This is a genomic window from Clostridium sp. AF15-41, assembly GCF_003604095.1.
Lineage (GTDB): Bacteria > Bacillota > Clostridia > Lachnospirales > Lachnospiraceae > Coprococcus.
Map to the genome: position 1 here is coordinate 1 of NZ_QTMQ01000004.1, position 18,616 is coordinate 18,616.

At 40.6% G+C, this 18,616-nt stretch carries 16 protein-coding genes; 5 read left to right on the top strand and 11 right to left on the bottom strand.

Going from position 1 to position 18,616, the window contains the following annotated elements; translation table 11 throughout:
* Nucleotides 1-497: 497 nt before the first annotated feature.
* Both DWW43_RS03830 and DWW43_RS03835 read right to left on the bottom strand, forming a co-directional pair.
* Entirely contained in the window at nucleotides 498-1,241 is a 744-nt protein-coding gene (locus DWW43_RS03830; RefSeq protein WP_165853013.1) for a LytTR family DNA-binding domain-containing protein, read from the bottom strand.
* A gap of 764 nt (nucleotides 1,242-2,005) precedes the next feature.
* Complete coding sequence (locus tag DWW43_RS03835) at nucleotides 2,006-3,229, bottom strand: SLC13 family permease (RefSeq protein WP_119962778.1); 1,224 nt, start codon at nucleotides 3,227-3,229, stop codon at nucleotides 2,006-2,008.
* A 245-nt stretch (nucleotides 3,230-3,474) separates the two neighbouring features.
* On the opposite strand from DWW43_RS03835, the gene DWW43_RS03840 reads away from it, so the two are divergent.
* The 4 genes from DWW43_RS03840 (at nucleotide 3,475) to DWW43_RS03855 (ending at nucleotide 6,998) form a co-directional block, all read left to right on the top strand.
* Nucleotides 3,475-4,353: a YitT family protein gene (locus DWW43_RS03840; RefSeq protein WP_044944542.1), complete on the top strand. Its 879-nt coding sequence runs from the start codon at nucleotides 3,475-3,477 to the stop codon at nucleotides 4,351-4,353.
* A gap of 108 nt (nucleotides 4,354-4,461) precedes the next feature.
* Nucleotides 4,462-5,334: a transporter substrate-binding domain-containing protein gene (locus DWW43_RS03845; RefSeq protein ID WP_044944546.1), complete on the top strand. Its 873-nt coding sequence runs from the start codon at nucleotides 4,462-4,464 to the stop codon at nucleotides 5,332-5,334.
* Between the two features lie 145 nt (nucleotides 5,335-5,479).
* Nucleotides 5,480-6,190 carry an amino acid ABC transporter permease gene (locus DWW43_RS03850; protein WP_117785562.1) on the top strand — a complete coding sequence of 237 codons (711 nt, stop codon included), beginning with the start codon at nucleotides 5,480-5,482 and terminating at the stop codon, nucleotides 6,188-6,190.
* Nucleotides 6,174-6,998, top strand: coding sequence for an amino acid ABC transporter ATP-binding protein (locus tag DWW43_RS03855; RefSeq protein ID WP_008399945.1), 825 nt, complete (start codon nucleotides 6,174-6,176; stop codon nucleotides 6,996-6,998). Before DWW43_RS03850 ends, DWW43_RS03855 begins: the two co-directional genes overlap by 17 nt.
* Before the next feature lie 557 nt (nucleotides 6,999-7,555).
* Here the strand turns inward: DWW43_RS03855 and sufU are convergent.
* The 6 genes from sufU to DWW43_RS03885 are packed head-to-tail and all read right to left on the bottom strand — an operon-like array spanning nucleotide 7,556 to nucleotide 12,913.
* Nucleotides 7,556-7,978 carry a Fe-S cluster assembly sulfur transfer protein SufU gene (gene sufU, locus DWW43_RS03860; RefSeq protein ID WP_008399947.1) on the bottom strand — a complete coding sequence of 141 codons (423 nt, stop codon included), beginning with the start codon at nucleotides 7,976-7,978 and terminating at the stop codon, nucleotides 7,556-7,558.
* Nucleotides 7,968-9,185 (bottom strand): SufS family cysteine desulfurase, encoded by a 1,218-nt coding sequence (locus tag DWW43_RS03865; protein ID WP_119962779.1) that lies wholly within the window; start codon nucleotides 9,183-9,185, stop codon nucleotides 7,968-7,970. The genes sufU and DWW43_RS03865 overlap by 11 nt, the downstream gene beginning before the upstream one ends.
* Complete coding sequence (locus DWW43_RS03870) at nucleotides 9,166-10,257, bottom strand: SufD family Fe-S cluster assembly protein (RefSeq protein ID WP_119962780.1); 1,092 nt, start codon at nucleotides 10,255-10,257, stop codon at nucleotides 9,166-9,168. Before DWW43_RS03870 ends, DWW43_RS03865 begins: the two co-directional genes overlap by 20 nt.
* 13 nt (nucleotides 10,258-10,270) lie before the next feature.
* Entirely contained in the window at nucleotides 10,271-11,677 is a 1,407-nt protein-coding gene (gene sufB / locus DWW43_RS03875; protein WP_021943693.1) for a Fe-S cluster assembly protein SufB, read from the bottom strand.
* Between the two features lie 25 nt (nucleotides 11,678-11,702).
* Nucleotides 11,703-12,464 carry a Fe-S cluster assembly ATPase SufC gene (gene sufC / locus DWW43_RS03880; protein ID WP_119962781.1) on the bottom strand — a complete coding sequence of 254 codons (762 nt, stop codon included), beginning with the start codon at nucleotides 12,462-12,464 and terminating at the stop codon, nucleotides 11,703-11,705.
* Nucleotides 12,465-12,487: 23 nt separating this feature from the next.
* On the bottom strand, nucleotides 12,488-12,913 hold the full coding sequence (locus DWW43_RS03885) for an Rrf2 family transcriptional regulator (RefSeq protein ID WP_021943695.1): 426 nt from the start codon (nucleotides 12,911-12,913) through the stop codon (nucleotides 12,488-12,490).
* A gap of 219 nt (nucleotides 12,914-13,132) precedes the next feature.
* On the opposite strand from DWW43_RS03885, the gene DWW43_RS03890 reads away from it, so the two are divergent.
* Nucleotides 13,133-14,461: a sodium-dependent transporter gene (locus DWW43_RS03890; protein WP_008399956.1), complete on the top strand. Its 1,329-nt coding sequence runs from the start codon at nucleotides 13,133-13,135 to the stop codon at nucleotides 14,459-14,461.
* Nucleotides 14,462-14,626: 165 nt separating this feature from the next.
* Here the strand turns inward: DWW43_RS03890 and DWW43_RS03895 are convergent, their stop codons facing one another.
* The 3 genes from DWW43_RS03895 to DWW43_RS03905 form a co-directional block, all read right to left on the bottom strand.
* Nucleotides 14,627-15,742: a 5-methyltetrahydropteroyltriglutamate--homocysteine S-methyltransferase gene (locus tag DWW43_RS03895; RefSeq protein ID WP_044944719.1), complete on the bottom strand. Its 1,116-nt coding sequence runs from the start codon at nucleotides 15,740-15,742 to the stop codon at nucleotides 14,627-14,629.
* Nucleotides 15,743-15,909: 167 nt separating this feature from the next.
* Nucleotides 15,910-16,926 carry a LysR family transcriptional regulator gene (locus DWW43_RS03900; protein WP_008399958.1) on the bottom strand — a complete coding sequence of 339 codons (1,017 nt, stop codon included), beginning with the start codon at nucleotides 16,924-16,926 and terminating at the stop codon, nucleotides 15,910-15,912.
* A 23-nt stretch (nucleotides 16,927-16,949) separates the two neighbouring features.
* The gene (locus tag DWW43_RS03905; protein WP_119962782.1) at nucleotides 16,950-18,605 is read right to left on the bottom strand and encodes a HAMP domain-containing sensor histidine kinase; all 1,656 of its coding nucleotides are present in this window, start codon (nucleotides 18,603-18,605) and stop codon (nucleotides 16,950-16,952) included.
* Nucleotides 18,606-18,616 lie beyond the last annotated feature (11 nt).

The window sequence follows — 18,616 nt, forward strand, 5'->3', positions numbered from 1 at the left end:
TTTATATTCAGTTGTAACACATGTATTGTAATCCTACATTTGTCTTATAAACCAATTAATCTTTCTCTTATTTATTTTCATCTTAATACATATAATTATAATAATACATACAAGCGAAAGCACTCCTTGAATCATTAATATTTTCCTATTTTGATTCAAAAAATACCAGCCCATATTTCCTTTAAATAACCCCCCACTAATAGCACAAGAGATTGTATCAAGATAATTAATACAAATAAGTGATTCTGTATATATCAAAATTTTATTCTTTATCCGACCTTCATAAATCCATAAAACATATACTAATATTCCAACAATAAGAATTAATTGCGCATCTCTATGCTTTAATATACTAGTAGCAAAACAAATAAGAATTATTTCTATTGTTCCTATACAAAATCTTTTTCTACTAATCACTTTTCCATTCAAGAAACATTGGAATATAAGAAAATATTTTAAGTATTCAATTATATTTATAACTATATTTTCTACCATTTTTATTCCCATTTCATTTTTCTATTACAATAATTATAGTAACTGTCTCGGCATTTCTTTTGATTTACTTTTGGAATCTTTAACTCTTTTCCATTTTTCAGCACTATATCCTGATTTATACGTTGCACATAATCTAAATTAATTATATAACGCTTACTAATTCTGATAAAATTATTACCCAACTCATCTTCCCATTCTTTTAATGACTTACGAATCAATTTCCTTTCTGTAACAAAAGATCCATTTATCTTTTCATCTATCACATATTCTAAATTTGAATATACATGTTCAGCTTCAATCAAAATAATTTTTCTTTTCTGTATAAACAGAACTTTCTGATCATATTTTACACGGATTGTTTCATCTGCTTTTGTTTCTTGTTCAAAAAGCTTCAATTTATCAACTAGCTTATTTTTATCATTCAAGAAACTAACTTTATCAACAAATCCTATCACATATCTTCCAAATGCTTCCTGCACAAGCTCATCATGGCTTGTCAGATAAATAATGCTGCTTCCATACCTGTATCGTTCTAACTCTTTTCTAAGCCACAAGCCGTCCCTACCCGGCATTTCTATGTCTAATATAAAGAGATCAATATCCCCATCTATCTTATCAAGATTTTTCAACAAACTCTCCGCCGACCGGAATCCATATAATTTGACATCCGGAGATAAGTACTCTCTGCATATCGATCCTACATCTTCAATTACTTTCCTTTCATCATCACAAATGACGATATTCATCTTTTGCCCCTTTCCCTTCATACTTAAGTTATATAAAATAATAAATTGTTTTCTGGCTTTTTACAATAATAACTTTGTTATTCGACATTCTTAGACAAAAATAGTCAAAAAAATAGCTCAGGAGTTCCTGAACTATTTTTCCAGTTGATGCATCCATCAACTGCCGCAGTCTATATTGTTTTTTATACTTAGCTATATCTCTTAGATATATCTTTTTATTATAGAATATCCCTTTCCGGCAAATATCTTGCGCACCCCTTTATTCTATAAAAACATATATCTATATGTACTTATCTAATCCACAACGATACAGCAGCTTTTTCCGAACAAATACTTACACAATATACTTTATTTTCCCCAGCCTAAAAATCTCTTGATCCAATCAATAAAATCAAGTCCATACAACATGAATTTCCCCTTTCCCTTTAGGCGCCATCAGTTGTTTGTTTCGTACGATGGTTTCAGTTTAAAGGGATAAAGTGGTATTTTCTATTTATTTGTTCTGAACTGTCGTTTTTTGTTCTGTAGCAAAAAAATCATGTATAAACAATGACTATATTTTGTTATTTTATCTTCTTTAGTAAAAATGTGTCTTGGATCATTTCTTACTGCAGCCTTGTACTGTGTATCTCCCGTATTTATCGGAAGTTCTGTTGCTCCTGCGTAAAGATTCGATATTCCTGTTTTTATCTCACTTGAGAATTTTGTCAATTTGGTTCGCTATGTCTACTACTCTCATAGCACGGCTGTTCTACTTGATTATGTTAAGAAAGTAAACGATAAAGAATCATCATTATAAAAAGGAAAATAACATTTGCAACTGTAAATTCCAGAAAATATCTGCCACGGAACGAGCGGTCTTCTCTCGCAACATATTTGAAACTGATCAGACTTGCCATTGATGCTATCAAAGTACCAAGTCCTCCGAGATTTGTTCCGATCACCAGCTCCCGGATATGGTCTGTAAATCCGGATAACAGAATCGCAGCCGGAACATTACTCATTACCTGACTTGCAATTACCGAAGTGACCACCTCCCGTCCGGTCAATATATCCGAAAGCAGTTGACTGAATGCCGGGATACGTCCAAGATTACCGATGAATATAAATAACGCAATAAAAATACATAACAGAGAATAATCAACCTGTGTCAGGATTTTCCGGTCACGCAGAAGCAAATATAAAAATACTAACGCGAAAGGCACACCATACGGAAGAATATGTGAAACCGCAAGCAGACTTATGACAAACAGAATAATATATGCTGTAAATTTTTCAATCCATTCCGCATCCTTTTTCTCCCATTTTGAACCGGAAGCACCCAACGGACCTTTCTGTCTTTTCGTTGAAGCTTTATCTTCAGCAGAGTCTAAGCCTTTATTCTGTTTTATTTCTGTCTTCTCATCATGACTTAACTTTCTTTTTCGAACCATGGATGCCAGACCGATCCATGCCATTAACAAAGCAAATGCACAGACTGTATATGGTAGCATGATCTTTAAAAACTCCGCAATACCTATACCTGCTTTTCCATACAGATACAGATTCTGAGGATTACCAAGAGGTGTCAACATACTGCCAAGATTCGCCGCGATCGTCTGCATGACAATTACTTTTAGCATCCATTTGCCATCGACATCCGGATTCCGTTTCTTCATTAATATAATTGTAAACGGCACAAATGTAATAAGTGATACATCATTTGTTATAAACATCGACATAAAGAAACACAGGCATATAAGGATCACCGTTACTCCCCCGATCCCATGCACCTTTGCTAACAGCCGTTCCGCTAATTTATCAAACACACCAATATTCCTCAAACCGGTAACGATACTCATAAGGCAAAACAGGATTGCCAGTGTTCGGAAATCAATATATGAAATATATTCTCTGTCAGGGGTCACAAAAAATACTGATATCACTGCCAGTACGACCGCGATCGATAAAACGGTTTCCTTCTTTATAAAATATAAAATCTTTTTCATTCTTCTAATCCTCTTAACACATATTTTCTGCTTGCATTATTGTACTGCATTCACTTCCGCCCCACAACCTGTAATTCTGCAATTTATGATCAAGTCTTCCTTATATTTTAGATGCTTTTTTACCGGAAATATTTTATACTCTACATATAAATATTTACAAAAGCGTTCCTGTATTGGTAGTATCAACAGGTTGAAGCTCATAATCTACACAAGCTGTACAAATATTAATAAGGGAGGGCATGCATATGAATCTCAAAGACAAAACACTCTGGCAGAGAAATGCTGCTGCGATCGGCGGCATGGTTTTATTTGCCGCCGGAATCAACTTCTTTATCGTCCCCGCCAGTCTGTATAACGGCGGTGTCCTTGGTATCAGCCAGATCATACGAACCTTACTGATCCAAGTATTTCCATCGCTTGCATCAGGAACCGATATCGCAGGTATTATCAACTTTATCTTAAATATACCTTTATTTATCATGGCATATATCTCAATCGGCAAAAGTTTCTTCAGCCGGACACTGGTCTGCCTGATCAGTCAGACGATATTCTTAAGTATATTTCCAATTCCGGCTACACCTCTGGTCAATGACAGCCTGACTGCCAGCATTATGGGTGGACTTCTCGCCGGTACAGGCATCGGTATCTCCTTACGCTCCGGCGGCTCCAGTGGCGGTATGGATATCGTCGGTATGTTCTTTACCAAGAAATACAAAAATTTCAGCGTGGGAAAGGTATCTTTGACAGTCAATGCTGTTGTCTACGGCATCTGTGCAATCCTTTTTGGTATCCCGACAGCCGTATACAGCATTATCTATTCCGCTGTCAGTACTCTGATGACTGACAAAGCACATACGCAGAACATCAATACCGAAGTTGTGATCTATACAAAAGAAGAACCGGAAGCCATCCTTGATTACATCGTAAACGAATTTCACCGGGATGCAACCTGGTGGGAGGCGCGTGGTGGTTATACCGAAGAAACAACTTATATGATCGTTACGATCCTTTCCAAATATGAATGTGTTCATCTCCGCCGCGGACTGAAAAACATCGATGAACACGCCTTTGTTGTCGTAAAAGAAGGTATGCATATTGGCGGAAAATACGAAAAGCATTTATAAAACCTGCATAAAACCTGTAATTTTCAGCATTTTTTTGCATATATAAATTGCATTTTTCAAAACACAATGGTATATTTATTCAGAAAAGAATGAAAGGAAGTAATGAAAATGAAACTTAAAAAATTTTTAGCAATTACTATGTCTGCAGCCCTGGCTATGACTGCATTAACAGCATGCGGAAGCAAAACTGACGACAGCAAATCTTCTGATAAGAAGACTGCTAAGGTTATCGAGATTGACCTCACAGATGAGGAATACGCTTTCGGCGTTGACAAAACACAGCCTGACTTATTAAAAGAGGTTAATACATTTATCGCAGATATGAATTCAGATGGCACATTTGAAGAGATCTGCAACCACTACTTCGGTGATGGCGAGCCTGTTGCTGTTGAATCAGCTACATTAGACTCAAGCAAGGATCAGTTAGTTGTAGCAACAAACGCTGCATTCGAACCATTTGAGTATACAAAGGGTGAGAACTACTACGGAATCGATATGGAGATCGCTAAGGCACTTGCTGACAAACTCGGTAAGGAGCTGGTTATCCAGAACATGGATTTCGATGCTGTATGTCTCTCCGTTGGTCAGCAGAAATGTGATATCGCTATGGCCGGTCTTACAATCAAGCCGGATCGTGAAGAATATGTAGCTTTCTCAGATTCTTACTACAAGGCTTCCCAGAAGTTGATCGTTCCATCAGACAACACAGAATTTGACGAATGTAAGACTGCCGATGATGTAAATGCAATCCTTAACGCTAAGGATTCAAGCAGCAAGATTGGTTTCCAGACAGGTACAACCGGACAGTTCTACTGCGAAGGTGATGATGACTGGGGATTCGCTGGTCTTAAGATGACATCTACCGGTTATAAGAACGGTTCACTTGCAGTTCAGGATTTATTAAACGGAAATTTAAATTATGTTATCATCGATTCAGCTCCTGCTGCTGCCATTACAAAATCATTAAATGCTATGCAGTAAAAATATGCTATAAGAATCACGCGTTTCTCGCGTGAAGAAAATATATGGTAACAGGTAATTGTAAATTGCTAAAACAGTTCTGCTGATTCAGTGTATCTATATTTTACAATTACCTGTTATCTGATAGATATTGAAAGGATATTTCATGGGAGACATTTCAAGTAAAATACAAAAGTTCATAGAAATATTCATTGATAACAGAGGATATGTAAAGGTTGTTGAAGGTCTGAAGAATACCGTTATCATCGCCATAACCGGTCTGATCATCGGTATTTTGATCGGAACCATCATTGCAACTGTCCGCGTCATTCCAAAATATAAACGGCTGCCACGAGTTTTAGATGCAATCTGCAGCGTCTATGTCGGATTCTTCCGTGGAACTCCTATGGTCGTGCAGTTACTGCTGTTTTACTATGTTCTGCTCCCTATCGTAGGAGGTCATATGAGCGGTGTACAGGTATCAATGCTTGTATTTGGTCTAAACAGTGGTGCTTATATTTCCGAAATCATGCGAAGCGGTATCCTTTCTGTGGATCCCGGACAGATGGAAGGCGGACGTGCCATGGGCCTTAGCTTTGCGACGACCATGCGTAAGATTGTGATTCCTCAGGCAGTTAAAAACATCCTTCCTACTCTGGGAAATGAATTTATATCTTTGATCAAGGAAACATCTGTTGTAAGCTTTGTTGGTGCTACTGACTTATATGTAGCATTTAACTATATTGGTAGTAACAGCTACGAATTCATGATCCCATATCTGGTTATGGCACTGATCTACATTGTGATGGTGCTTCTGATCAGCCTTGGTATCAAACTTATGGAAAGGAGCCTGAGAAAGAGTGATAGACGTCATTAATCTTGAAAAACACTTTGGTGACAATGAAGTTTTACGAGGCATCAATGTCACAATCGATAAAGGCGATATAATGGTTGTAATCGGTCCTTCAGGTTCTGGTAAGAGTACATTTCTTCGCTGTTTAAATTGTATGGAAGACCCAACAGGCGGTCAGATCATCTTCAATGGTGTCGATATTGCAGACCCAAAGGTTGATATCAACATCCACCGTCGTCATATGGGAATGGTATTCCAACATTTTAATCTGTATAACAACAAAACCGTTATTCAGAATATCATGCTTGCTCCTGTACTGGTGCGTTGTCAGGATCTGAAAAAAGCGAAGCGTCATAATCGTATGCTTCCGCTTACGAACCTGTTCCGCAAAGAGAAGCAGGAGAAAATAGAGATTACAACAAGTAAATCTCAGATCGTTGCCGAGGCAAGAGCAAAGGCAGAAGAACTTCTGAAACGGATCGGTCTGGAAGATAAAGCAGATGTATATCCTTCTACCTTATCCGGTGGTCAGAAACAGCGAGTTGCCATCATCCGTGCTCTTGCTATGAATCCGGATGTGATCCTATTCGATGAACCGACTTCTGCTCTTGATCCTGAAATGGTTGGAGAAGTTCTCGACCTGATGAAGGATCTTGCAAAAGAGGGAATGACCATGATCGTGGTTACTCATGAAATGGGATTTGCAAAGGAGGTTGCCAATAAAGTCCTCTTCATCGATGAGGGACAGATTCTTGAAACCGGCACGCCGGAAGAATTCTTTGGCAATCCGAAGAATCCTCGACTGAAGGATTTCCTTTCGAAAGTATTATAGACCGGCTTGGCATTATAAATAAAAGATGATAGATACTCTTTGTTACGCAAAACGCTCTCGCTCTATTTTCACGTAACGGTACTAAGCTCCCGCTTATGCGGATCGCTAAGAACCGACGTTCAAATAGGTTTGCTTCACAAAAATATCTATCATCTTTTATTTATATCCACTTTAATGGCTTTAACTTCATATATTAATATGTACAAACCTACACCAGCGCGAATAACTGAGAACTTAGCGAGGCTTCCGCCGAGGTTAGTTCGAAGTTACACAGCGTGGGCAGGCTTACTTCATAATAGTAATACCCTCTTCCATTTTTGTTTCCACTTCTCAATAGTAAATACATTTCATTATCGCTAAAGACCGACGTGAATAACTGAATGTTAACAAAAAATAATACAGGGAGCGTATATACATTGTGAAGCAAACCTTTCTACACGTCGGTACTTAACGATTCACCGTCAGGTGAAGAGTTTAGAACCGCTACGTGTAGAATAGAACGCGAGTGTTTTGCGGAACAATGTTATATATGACCCCTGTATTATTTTTTGTTAACACTATTTCTTTAATGCTTCCTCCAGGGTATGCCAGCCAAGGACTGCGCATTTTACACGGGCAGGCATATGGGAGATATCTTTTAAGGCGGAGGCCTCTTCCAGTTCATCGATCTCTTCATCGGTCGCTTCGCCCTGTATCATCTTTAAGAAAAGTTTTCCAAGCTTCAACGCTTCTTCCTCGGTCTTTCCGACGATCATGCCAAGCATGATATCAGCGGACGCCTGTGAGATCGCACAACCGTCTCCGACAAATGCTCCGTCTTCGATGATTCCGTTTTCTACTTTTAATTTCAACCAGATATCATCCCCACAGTTCGGGTTTACACCTTCCAGTACGATGTTCGCATCCGGAAGATCATGTTTGAATTCCGGACGGATATTGTGTTCCGTCAGAATCTCATTATAAAAACTTCTATTCTCCATATCCCATTCTCCTTCTGACATTTGCAACACTCTCTACAAATGCATCGACTTCTTCTATCGTATTGTAGAACATAAAGCTGGCTCTTGTTGTATTATACACCTTCAGATAAGTAAGTAATGGCTGTGCGCAATGGTGCCCTGCACGAACATCGATACCATCTGCTGCCATGATCTCACTGACATCATGTGGATGTACATTGTCGATCGTAAATGCCACAATACCGGTATGGTTTGCAGGATCTTCTGAGCCGATCACATGAACATGCGGAATCTTTGCAAGTCCTTCCATCGCATGTCGGGTCAGTTCCAGTTCTCTCTGCTCGATCGTCTCAAATCCAATCTTATTAATATATGAAATTGCGGCTGCAAGTCCGGCTGCACCGGCTGCATTTACAGTTCCTGCCTCGAACTTATGCGGAAGCTCAGCCCATACCGCTCCTTCTGTCGTTACAGACTGGATCATCTCGCCACCTGTCATAAATGGCGGCATCTCTTCCAGTAATGCTTCTTTTCCATATAACACGCCGATACCCATCGGTCCCATCAGCTTATGACCGGAAAATGCAAGAAAATCCGCATCCAGATCTTTGACATCAATCGGCATATGCGGTGCGCTCTGTGCCGCATCTACTACAAGGACCGCGCCGACTGCATGTGCAAGCTTTGCGATCTTCTTGATCGGATTCACACAACCGAGAACATTGGATACCTGTCCGATCGCTACAAGCTTTGTCTTCTCATTGATTCCTGCTGCAAGTGTCTCATCTGTCAAAATACCGTCCTTCTCACAGTTCAGATACCGGACCGTTGCACCTGTCATTCTCGCTGCCATCTGCCATGGGAGAATGTTGCTGTGATGTTCCATGATGCTGACTGCGATCTCATCTCCTTCTTTCAGATGACTGCATGCATAGCTGTATGCAACAAGGTTCAGACTCTCTGTTGTATTTCTTGTAAAGATGATTTCTTTTTCCGAATCTGCATGAATAAAATCACGCACAACTTTTCTGGCATCTTCATATGCTTCTGTTGCTGCAAGGCTCAGCGGATAGAAGCCACGAAGCGGATTTGCATTGCTTTCTTCATAAAAACGCTTCTCTGCTTCAATTACAACTGCCGGCTTCTGTGCTGTAGCTGCATTGTCTATATAAATGGTTTTATTTGTCTGTAATAACGGAAAATCCTCTTTATAATTCTTTTCTATCATCTGCCATTACCTCCGCAAGCTGTGCTTCTACCAGCTTCTGTGTCTGCTCATCTCCTATGTGGCGATATAACATCTCGAATTTGCCGTGGGTCATGATATCCTCCGCAGTCTCCTTGTCGATGCCCCTTGATTCAAAATAAAATAATGTCTCCTCATCCAGTTCACCTATCGTTGCACCGTGAGAACCTTCTACATCCTCCTCTGCACAGAGAATGATCGGGATTGTCTTATTGATCACATCATCACCAAGCAGGAGTACATTTTCTGTCTCTGCACCTGTGGATTCGGATGCACCGTTCTTGAAATCGATCGTTCCACGAAATACTTTCTCTGCTGCATCCTTTAAGGTTCCATCTACCTGGATCTCACAATTCGTCTTCTTACCGAAGTGATTTATGATCAGGTTCACATCAATCTTCTGTGTCTTCTGTCCAAGGTAGCCGATCTCGACCTGTGTATCTGCTCCTGTACCCTTAAGATCTGTACGGATTCCGTTATAGAGATCACCTTTTCCGATAAAGATCTGAAGGATATCGAACTTTGCATTTTCATCGCAGACACAACCGATATCATTTAACAGAGTCTGTTCTTCATCCTGCATAAATACCTGTACCAGACGAACACGGCTGTCTTTCTTTGCCTGTATCATCGTACGGTATGCCAGTGAACCTGCCTGCGCACTTTTCTTTGTAAATGTCTCAATTATGGTTGTATCCGTACCTTCTTCTGCCGTCAGATAACATGCACCTGCCGCAGACGCTGCTGTCGTTCCATCAACAGCCAGACGGATCGTTGCCTTTGCGTCTTTGTCCGAAGCAGTCAGAACTGTTTTTTCTGTCTGCGCATCTGCAAAGATCGAATCTGCCTCTCTGCCTGCTCCACTCTCAACTGTGGCAAATTCTGCTGCATCCCCGGATATCAGGCTGTTTGTCTCTTTATCCTCAAATGCTTCCTCTACCGTCACCTTACATGGTGCTATATCAGGATTCCATGAAACCTTTGTATCATTCATATGAAGCCAGTACCATGTCTTGGATGGAAGTTTATTAATATTGATCGTATTCTTGTCCATTGCTCATTTCCTCCTAACCTATACTGCCCTTCATTTCCAGACGGATCAGATTGTTCATTTCCAAAGCGTATTCCAGTGGAAGCTCCTTTGATACGTTGTCCGCAAATCCACTGACGATACAAGCTCTGGCATCTTCCTCGCTCATACCACGGGACATCAGATAGAATACTGCATCATCACTGATACTGCCGATCTGTGCCTCATGTCCGACATTTGCCTTTCTGGTACGGATATCCATCGCCGGGATCGTATCAGATCTTGAGATGGAATCCAGCATCAGCGACTGACAGGATACTGCTGCCTTGGCATTCTCTGCTTCCTTTGCTACTACAACGGAAGAACGGAAAGTACTGATACCTCCATCCTTTGAAATAGATCTTGTATTAATGTAAGAACTGGTATCCGGTGCGCTGTGAACGACCTTTGCTCCGGTATCCAGATTCTGTCCTTTTCCGGCAAATGTGATACCGGTAAATTCCATCTTCGCCCCCTTTCCCTTCAGTATACTCATCGGATACAGGTAGGATACATGAGATCCGAAGGAACCGGAAACCCATTCGATCGTTCCGCCCTCTTCTACAACTGCACGTTTTGTATTCAGGTTATACATATTCTTTGACCAGTTCTCGATCGTAGAATAACGAAGCTTTGCATTCTTACCGACAAATAATTCCACGCATCCGGCATGGAGATTTGCCACGTTATATTTTGGTGCAGAACAACCTTCGATGAAATGAAGATCCGCGCCCTCATCCACTATGATAAGGGTATGTTCAAACTGTCCGGCTCCCGGTGCATTCAGACGAAAATAAGACTGCAACGGAATCTCTACGGATACTCCCTTTGGCACATATACAAAGGAACCGCCTGACCATACAGCACCATGAAGAGCTGCGAACTTATGGTCATTGGGACGAACCAGCTTCATAAAATGCTTTCTTACCATATCTGCATATTCGCCATTTAATGCACTCTCCATATCGGTATATACAACACCCTTTTCAGCTACCTCCTGACGGACATTGTGGTATACCAGCTCGGAATCATACTGTGCTCCGACACCTGCAAGAGATTTTCTCTCTGCCTGTGGGATACCCAGTCGTTCAAATGTATTCTTGATATCTTCCGGCACATCAGACCATTTTGCTTTCATATTTGTATTTGGTCTGACATAGGTTACGATGTTGTCCATATTCAGACCTTCAATCGATGGTCCCCAATCCGGTACTTCCATATTATTATAGATCTGCAGGGATTCCAGACGGAAGGTCTGCATCCATGCCGGATCATGTTTCTCTTTCGAAAGCTGCTCAACGATCTCTGGCGTCAGTCCTGCCTTGATCTTATAAGCATCTTTTTCATCATCTTTGAAGTCATATATATTTCTGTCTATGTCTTCTACATATGTTTTTTCTTTCATATCTATCGGATGCTCCTTTCAAAGACTACTGATTCTGCTCTGTCTTCTCATATTTTGCAAATCCATTCCGGTTGATCTCCTCTACCAGAGATGCATCACCGGTCTGTATAATCTTACCTTCTACCATAACGTGTGTATGATCAACAGATAAGGACTCCAGAATCTTCGTGCTATGGGTAATGATCAGAAGACTGCCCTTGCAATTCTTCTGGTATTCTTCGATACCGGCAGATACTGTTCTTACAGCATCAACGTCCAGACCGGAATCTGTCTCATCAAGGATTGCAAGTGAAGGCTTCAGCATCAGGAGCTGTAAGATCTCTGCCTTCTTTTTCTCACCACCGGAAAATCCGACATTCAGATCACGCTCTGCATAGGATGGATCCATCTGAAGGATCTCCATTGTACGCTCCAGCTCTTTCTTGAAATCATATAAACGCTGTCTTTTTCCTGTCTTCTGCTCCAATGCATTTCTGATAAATGAACTTAAAGTCACACCCGGAACCTCTAATGGATTCTGGAAGGACAGGAAGATTCCTGCTTTCGCCCGCTCATTAACAGGAGCCTCTGTAATATTTTTACCCTGAAACCAGATTTCTCCGCTCTTTATGGTGTATCTTGGATTTCCCATGAGTGCATAGCCAAGTGTTGATTTACCTGTTCCGTTTGGTCCCATGAGAACGTGCGTCTCACCTTTTCCGATTGACAGATCTATACCATGAAGGATCTGCTTCTCCTCTACATCTACATACAAATTCTTTACATTTAATAACTGTTTCTCTGACATATTCGTGCCTCCTGTATATTCATCTATTCTTTCACTGTTTGTCCGGCTTTTCCTGCCACATCGGCAAGTGTCATATTATCAAAATAATTATTGATCAGATCGGCAAGTCCTTGCCAGATCGGTAATGTATAACATAATTCCGACCGGTCACACGGTACTGAATCATCCTTCAGGCAGGATACCGGTGCAAGGGTCCCTTCGGTCAGCTTGAGGATCTCTCCCACACTGTATTCCTCCGGTTCTCTGGTCAGACGATAGCCACCTCCATGTCCGCTTGCCGCTTCGATCAGATGTGCTTTTGACAGCATCCGGGTGATACTTTCCAGATATTTCTGTGACAGCTCTTCGTGTTGTGATATTTCTTTTAATGGTATAAAACTGCCATCATGATTTACCGCCAGATAAACCATAACGCGTAATGCATACCGTCCTTTTGACGAGATGACCATAGTATTTCTCCCTCTTTCCAAATTATGCTACAAAGATAATATTCCTATTCACCTACCATGTCAATAGGTGAATAATATTTTTGTTGCTTTTTCGACTGTAAACCTTTAAACTGGAACAGTATGGCACGTATAGATAATTGCGTAAGCATTAGTTACTAATATGCATAAATCTGAATTATGCAATCATCTATATAATAAAGAAATAGATAGGGTTAGTTTATGAGTAATAAAAATACGAAAAGTTTTGGAAGCAGATGGGGGTTCATTCTGGCTTCTGTTGGTTCTGCCGTTGGTATGGCAAATGTCTGGGGATTTCCAAATAAATTAGGAAGTAATGGTGGCGGCGCATTTCTGCTGATCTACCTGCTTTTTATCTTTATATTCAGCTATGTGGCACTTCCGACCGAATTTGCAATCGGACGAAGAGCCGGAACAGGAACACTTGGTGCTTATAAATATGCATGGGAAACAAGAGGTAAAAAAGCCGGTACTGCAGGTGGACTGCTTGGCTGGCTTCCACTTGCAGGCTCCTTATGTATCGCGATCGGTTATGCGATCATCGTTTCGTATATTTTAAAAGCCTTCCTTGATTCTCTGATTGGAACTTTAATGCATGAAGATACAGCAGCCTGGTTTAATTCATTTTCATCCAAACCGTTCTCCGTGATCCCGCTTCACATTATCGTGGTAGCCGGAACGCTTCTGACTCTGTTCTTCGGTGCACATAGTATAGAAAAGACAAATAAGATCATGATGCCGTTATTCTTCATCATTTTTCTGATCCTTGCAGTCCGTGTTGCTATGCTTCCGGGCGCAGCAGAAGGATATAAATTCATGTTCACACCGGACTGGTCAAAGCTTGCTGATCCTATGATCTGGATCTGGGCAATGGGACAGGCATTCTTCTCCCTGTCAGTTACGGGAAGCGGCATGATCGTCTATGGCGCTTATCTGTCAAAGGATGAAGATGTTGTCGGAGTTGCCAGACATACTGCGATCTTTGATACGATTGCTGCCGTTGTCGCAGCACTGGTCATTATCCCGGCATGTTTCTCTTATGGCGTTGATGTCGGAGCAGGTCCAAGCCTTCTCTTTGTTACCCTGCCGACCATCTTACAGAACATTCCGCTCGGACGGTTATTTGCAATTATCCTGTATATAGCAATGATCTTCGCCGGTGTAAGCTCCCTTCAGAATATGTTTGAGGCGGTTGCCGAATCACTCTTACACCAGTTTCCGAAGCTCAGCCGTACCGCAGTCCTGATCATCATCGGTGTGTTATGCCTTGGCTGTGGCATCGGTATGGAGACGATCTCCAAATGGGGACCTTGGATGGATATTGTTTCTATCTACATCATCCCGATTGGCGCAACCATCGGTGCTGTCTCATGGTTCTATATCATGAAAAAGGATGACCTGCTCGAAGCTGTCAACTGCGGCAGCAAAAAGAATCGTGGCACACTCTGGTATTCCATCGGACGTTACCTCTATGTACCACTTGCCATTGTATTATGTGCAGTTGCGTTGTTTAAACATATATCGTTTTAAAACAAAATCCGCAATATATCAAAACATTGCGGATTTTATTTTATACCTTTATTTCTAAATATGTGATATAAAAACGGCGGGAAGTTCCCCCGCCTGTTCTTTTGGTTGGACCTGGGTTTTTCGACCAGCCCATAACTGTGACCTGTCACATTCTTTATTATAGCTCTACCACACTTCTTCTGCAATCTCTTTTACAAGACGAAGCTTATCCCACTGTTCTTTCTCGGTCAGCTTATTACCGATCTCACAGGATGCAAATCCACACTGTGGGCTGAGATACAATCTGTCAAGTGGAATATAATTTGCAGCCTCCTTTATACGGGCAATTACTTCTTCCTTATTTTCAAGCTTTGGTGATTTCGTTGTAATAAGACCAAGCACAACCTTCTTATCACCGGAAACCTTTGCAAGCGGAGCAAATCCGCCGGAACGTTCATCATCGAATTCCAGATAATACGCATTTACATTTTCCTCTCCAAACAGGATATCTGCCACAGGATCATAAGCACCACTGTTTGCATAAGTAGAATGGAAATTACCACGACATACATGTGTATTGATCGTCAGATCCTTTGGTGCATTTGCGATTACCTGATTATTGATATCCTTATGGATCTTCTGAATTTCCTTTAATCCCTCCGCAGTTGTACCATATGCAAGATGTCCGCTTCTGTCTGCCATCATGCCCCAGGTACAGTCATCAAGCTGGATATTTCTGCATCCTGCATTGTACAGATCCTGGATCACTTTTCCATATGCATCTACAATATCCTTTACCAGATCTGCATCGGATGTGTAGTATTTCTCTGTCTCCACACGGTTGAATGGCATCGTAAACTGCGCAAGAAACTGAGCCGGAGATGGCATTGTCTGTTTTGCTACTGTATTCTCATCTTCAAACTGTTTTACGAACTTAAAATGCTCTACAAATGGATGCTCTTTGGATATACCGACTTTTCCGACCAGATAAGTATCATCAACCATAGCTGCTTCACCATGGAATGGAAGGCCTGTCTTTGTAGGTGTATGTCCGATTCCATCAAATCCCCACATAAAATCAAGATGCCAGGTTGCACGACGGAATTCACCATCTGTAATAACATGATAGCCTGATTCTTTTATCTTTGTTATAAGCTCTGTGATCGCTTCATCTTCTACTTTCTTTAATTCATCGTATGAGATATTTTCCTTATCAAACTGTCTTCTCGCCTTCTTTAATTTTGCAGGGCGAAGAAAGCTTCCTACATAATCATAACGAAATGGTGTCTGTAACTGACTCATTGCTTTATCCTCCATATAATTCAAATCATTTCCATAATAACCACTCTGCTTATTTTCCAGCCGTGATTTCCCGCTTATTATATGGCAATGAACAAGATCTGTATAATACAAAAAGGATTCTGTTTTCCATAGTTTTAAACTATATCAAAACAAAATCCTTTTTGGTTTTATTTCAGCTTCTTTATATGTTCATCTATCTTATCTGTAACATCCGTCAGCATTTCCCCATCTCTGCCAAGTTCATTAAAGCGTCCCCGATGTTCCAGTTTTCGTCTGGGCGGTTCCGGACCCAGATATTTTTTCAGAACCTCCAAATATGTATTTCCCAGCCGGCTGATCATTCCTTTCTTATGTGTGATATATCCGATCCGCATATCACTCTCATCTGCAAGAGGAACTGCTATGATGTCTCTGCCATTCAGTTTCTTATCGATCACACCGCTGCACACGGTATAGCCATTTAACCCGATCAGCAGGTTAAATAACGTAGCTCTGTCCCGGACACGGATATTCCGTTTCCGCTCAAAAGATGAGAAAATCTCTTCTGAAAAATAAAAGGAATTATGCTCTCCCTGTTCAAATGAGAGATATGGATAGTCCTCAAGTTCTTCATTTGTTATGACCGTCTTGTCGGCAAGTGGATGTTTTCTGCTGATAAATACATGCGGTCTGGCTACAAACAGCAAATGAAATTCCAGATCATGCGAACGCAGGAGCTTACGCAATACTGCTTCATTAAAATCATTCAGGAATAAGATTCCGATCTCACTTCTCATCCTTGCTACATCTTCGATGATCTCATAAGTCTGTGTCTCCCGTATACTGAAATCATATTCATCCTGTCCATACTGCTTGACCAGATCTACAAACGCATTAACGGCAAATGAATAATGCTGGGTTGATACACAGAACTGTTTCTTGCCACCATCATTTCCCTTATATTTGTCTTCTAAAATAGCCGCCTGCTCTAAAACCTGTCTTGCATATCCTAAGAATATCTCTCCTTCCTTTGAAAGACTGATACCCTTATTCGTCCGGTTGAAAATGACGATATTCATTTCCTTTTCCAGTTCATGGATCGCATTTGTCAGACTTGGCTGCGAAATATACAGCTTATTTGCTGCTTCCGTGATCGTTCCAGTATCCGCTACTGTTATCACATATTTTAACTGTTGTAATGTCATTGCCGGCACTCCTTATTATTAACTTATCTGAAGTCCACCTTCACTTCCACACCATCACCTGTATTTTTCATCTCACAGGTAAATCCATGGCGATCCATGATGGTTTTGACGATGGATAAGCCAAGCCCGGTTCCTTTGTGTCCATGTCTGCTGTTATCCCCTTTGACAAATGGATTCCAGATACTCTTTAAAACATCTTCCGGAATCGGCTCACTTGTATTCTGAATGGAAAGGCTCTCATTGCTCATCTGAACTGTGATCTTTCCATCCTTTGTAACATACTTAATCGCATTATCCATCATATTCATAACTGCCTGATACATCAGAGTCTCGTCTGCTTCGATCTGGCAGCTTCCCTGAATGTCAAGCCTGATATTTTTAGTTTTAATTGTTTCCGCATATACCTCTGCTGCTGTATTTATGATGTTCCTGATATCAACTTTAGTCTTATGAAGCTCTGTGTTTACATCCTCTGCCTTTGCCATATCAAGGATGGATGCAACCTGTTCATTCATTGCCTTTACTTCATTTAATATCCCATCCATATAATACTGGTTCTTCTCCGGATTCTTTCCTGATTTCAGATTCTCGGCATACAGAGAAATAACGGCAAGCGGACTTTTGAGATCATGCGCCATCGCATTTGAAGTTGTTCGTCTGTACTGCTCCATATCATACGCTGATTTATAGGATCTGTACATTACATATGCGATCAGAAGTGAGATCAATGCACTTCCAAGCACTACCCCAAGCCATGTATAAATGATCATATGTCCCATCAGTGACTTTACAATATTATAATGATAATCTATGACCGCAAAAGCAGTATTATCATTGTTGACAGGAAATGCATAGACTGCATGTGTGCCGTATGCACATTTTTCTGTATCTTCCACATATTCCCAATTGGAATTATTCTGATAATCATTCACGATCTCATCCGTACCTGTATACCGGTCAACCTTCAACGATGTTGGCATACAACCTATAACTCCATGTGGAATGGTAAATCCTAAATTCTGATCCAGCTTCACATAACCATCCGGTATCTCTGATACCGTTCTTTCCTGCTCCTCCTCATCTACAAAACAGGTATAGGAAGCCGGATAAAACTGCATTCCTGATACATAGATCTCATTCATTTTATCAAGTGAAAAATCCGCAGACATATCCTTTATTTCAGGAACAGCCGCTTCAAATATATCATTATCACAATACAGCATATATTTGTTCTCAGATGTATCATTGATCTGAAGAAATACCTTATTCTTCTGATCCGTGATCTCTGTCAGATTACCGGCATCGTCCTTCTGATACAGATGAATAAATCCCTGCATATTGACCACCTCGCTGTCATTTAACGCAGCCATTGACAGATTATTCAAATATATCATATTTCCAATATAATGATTATACGGTGTCTGGAACTCGTAATCTGCGTCTTTCTGTTCTTCAAGCTCCGTCTGATAAATATTCCAGTATTTTATGCCTGCCTGACGAATCGTCTTTTCTGCAGCCTGCACATTGCTCGATATATTATTCTGAAATGTCAGGTTTAAAAATGCTGTAATGATACCCCCAAGTATCGATGTTACAATAACAAACGGAATAAAAATCTTTAAAAAGAAGGAATAAAACTTCTTCTTTTTTCCATAATATTTCTTTTCTTTTTTCTTCATATGATAGTCCA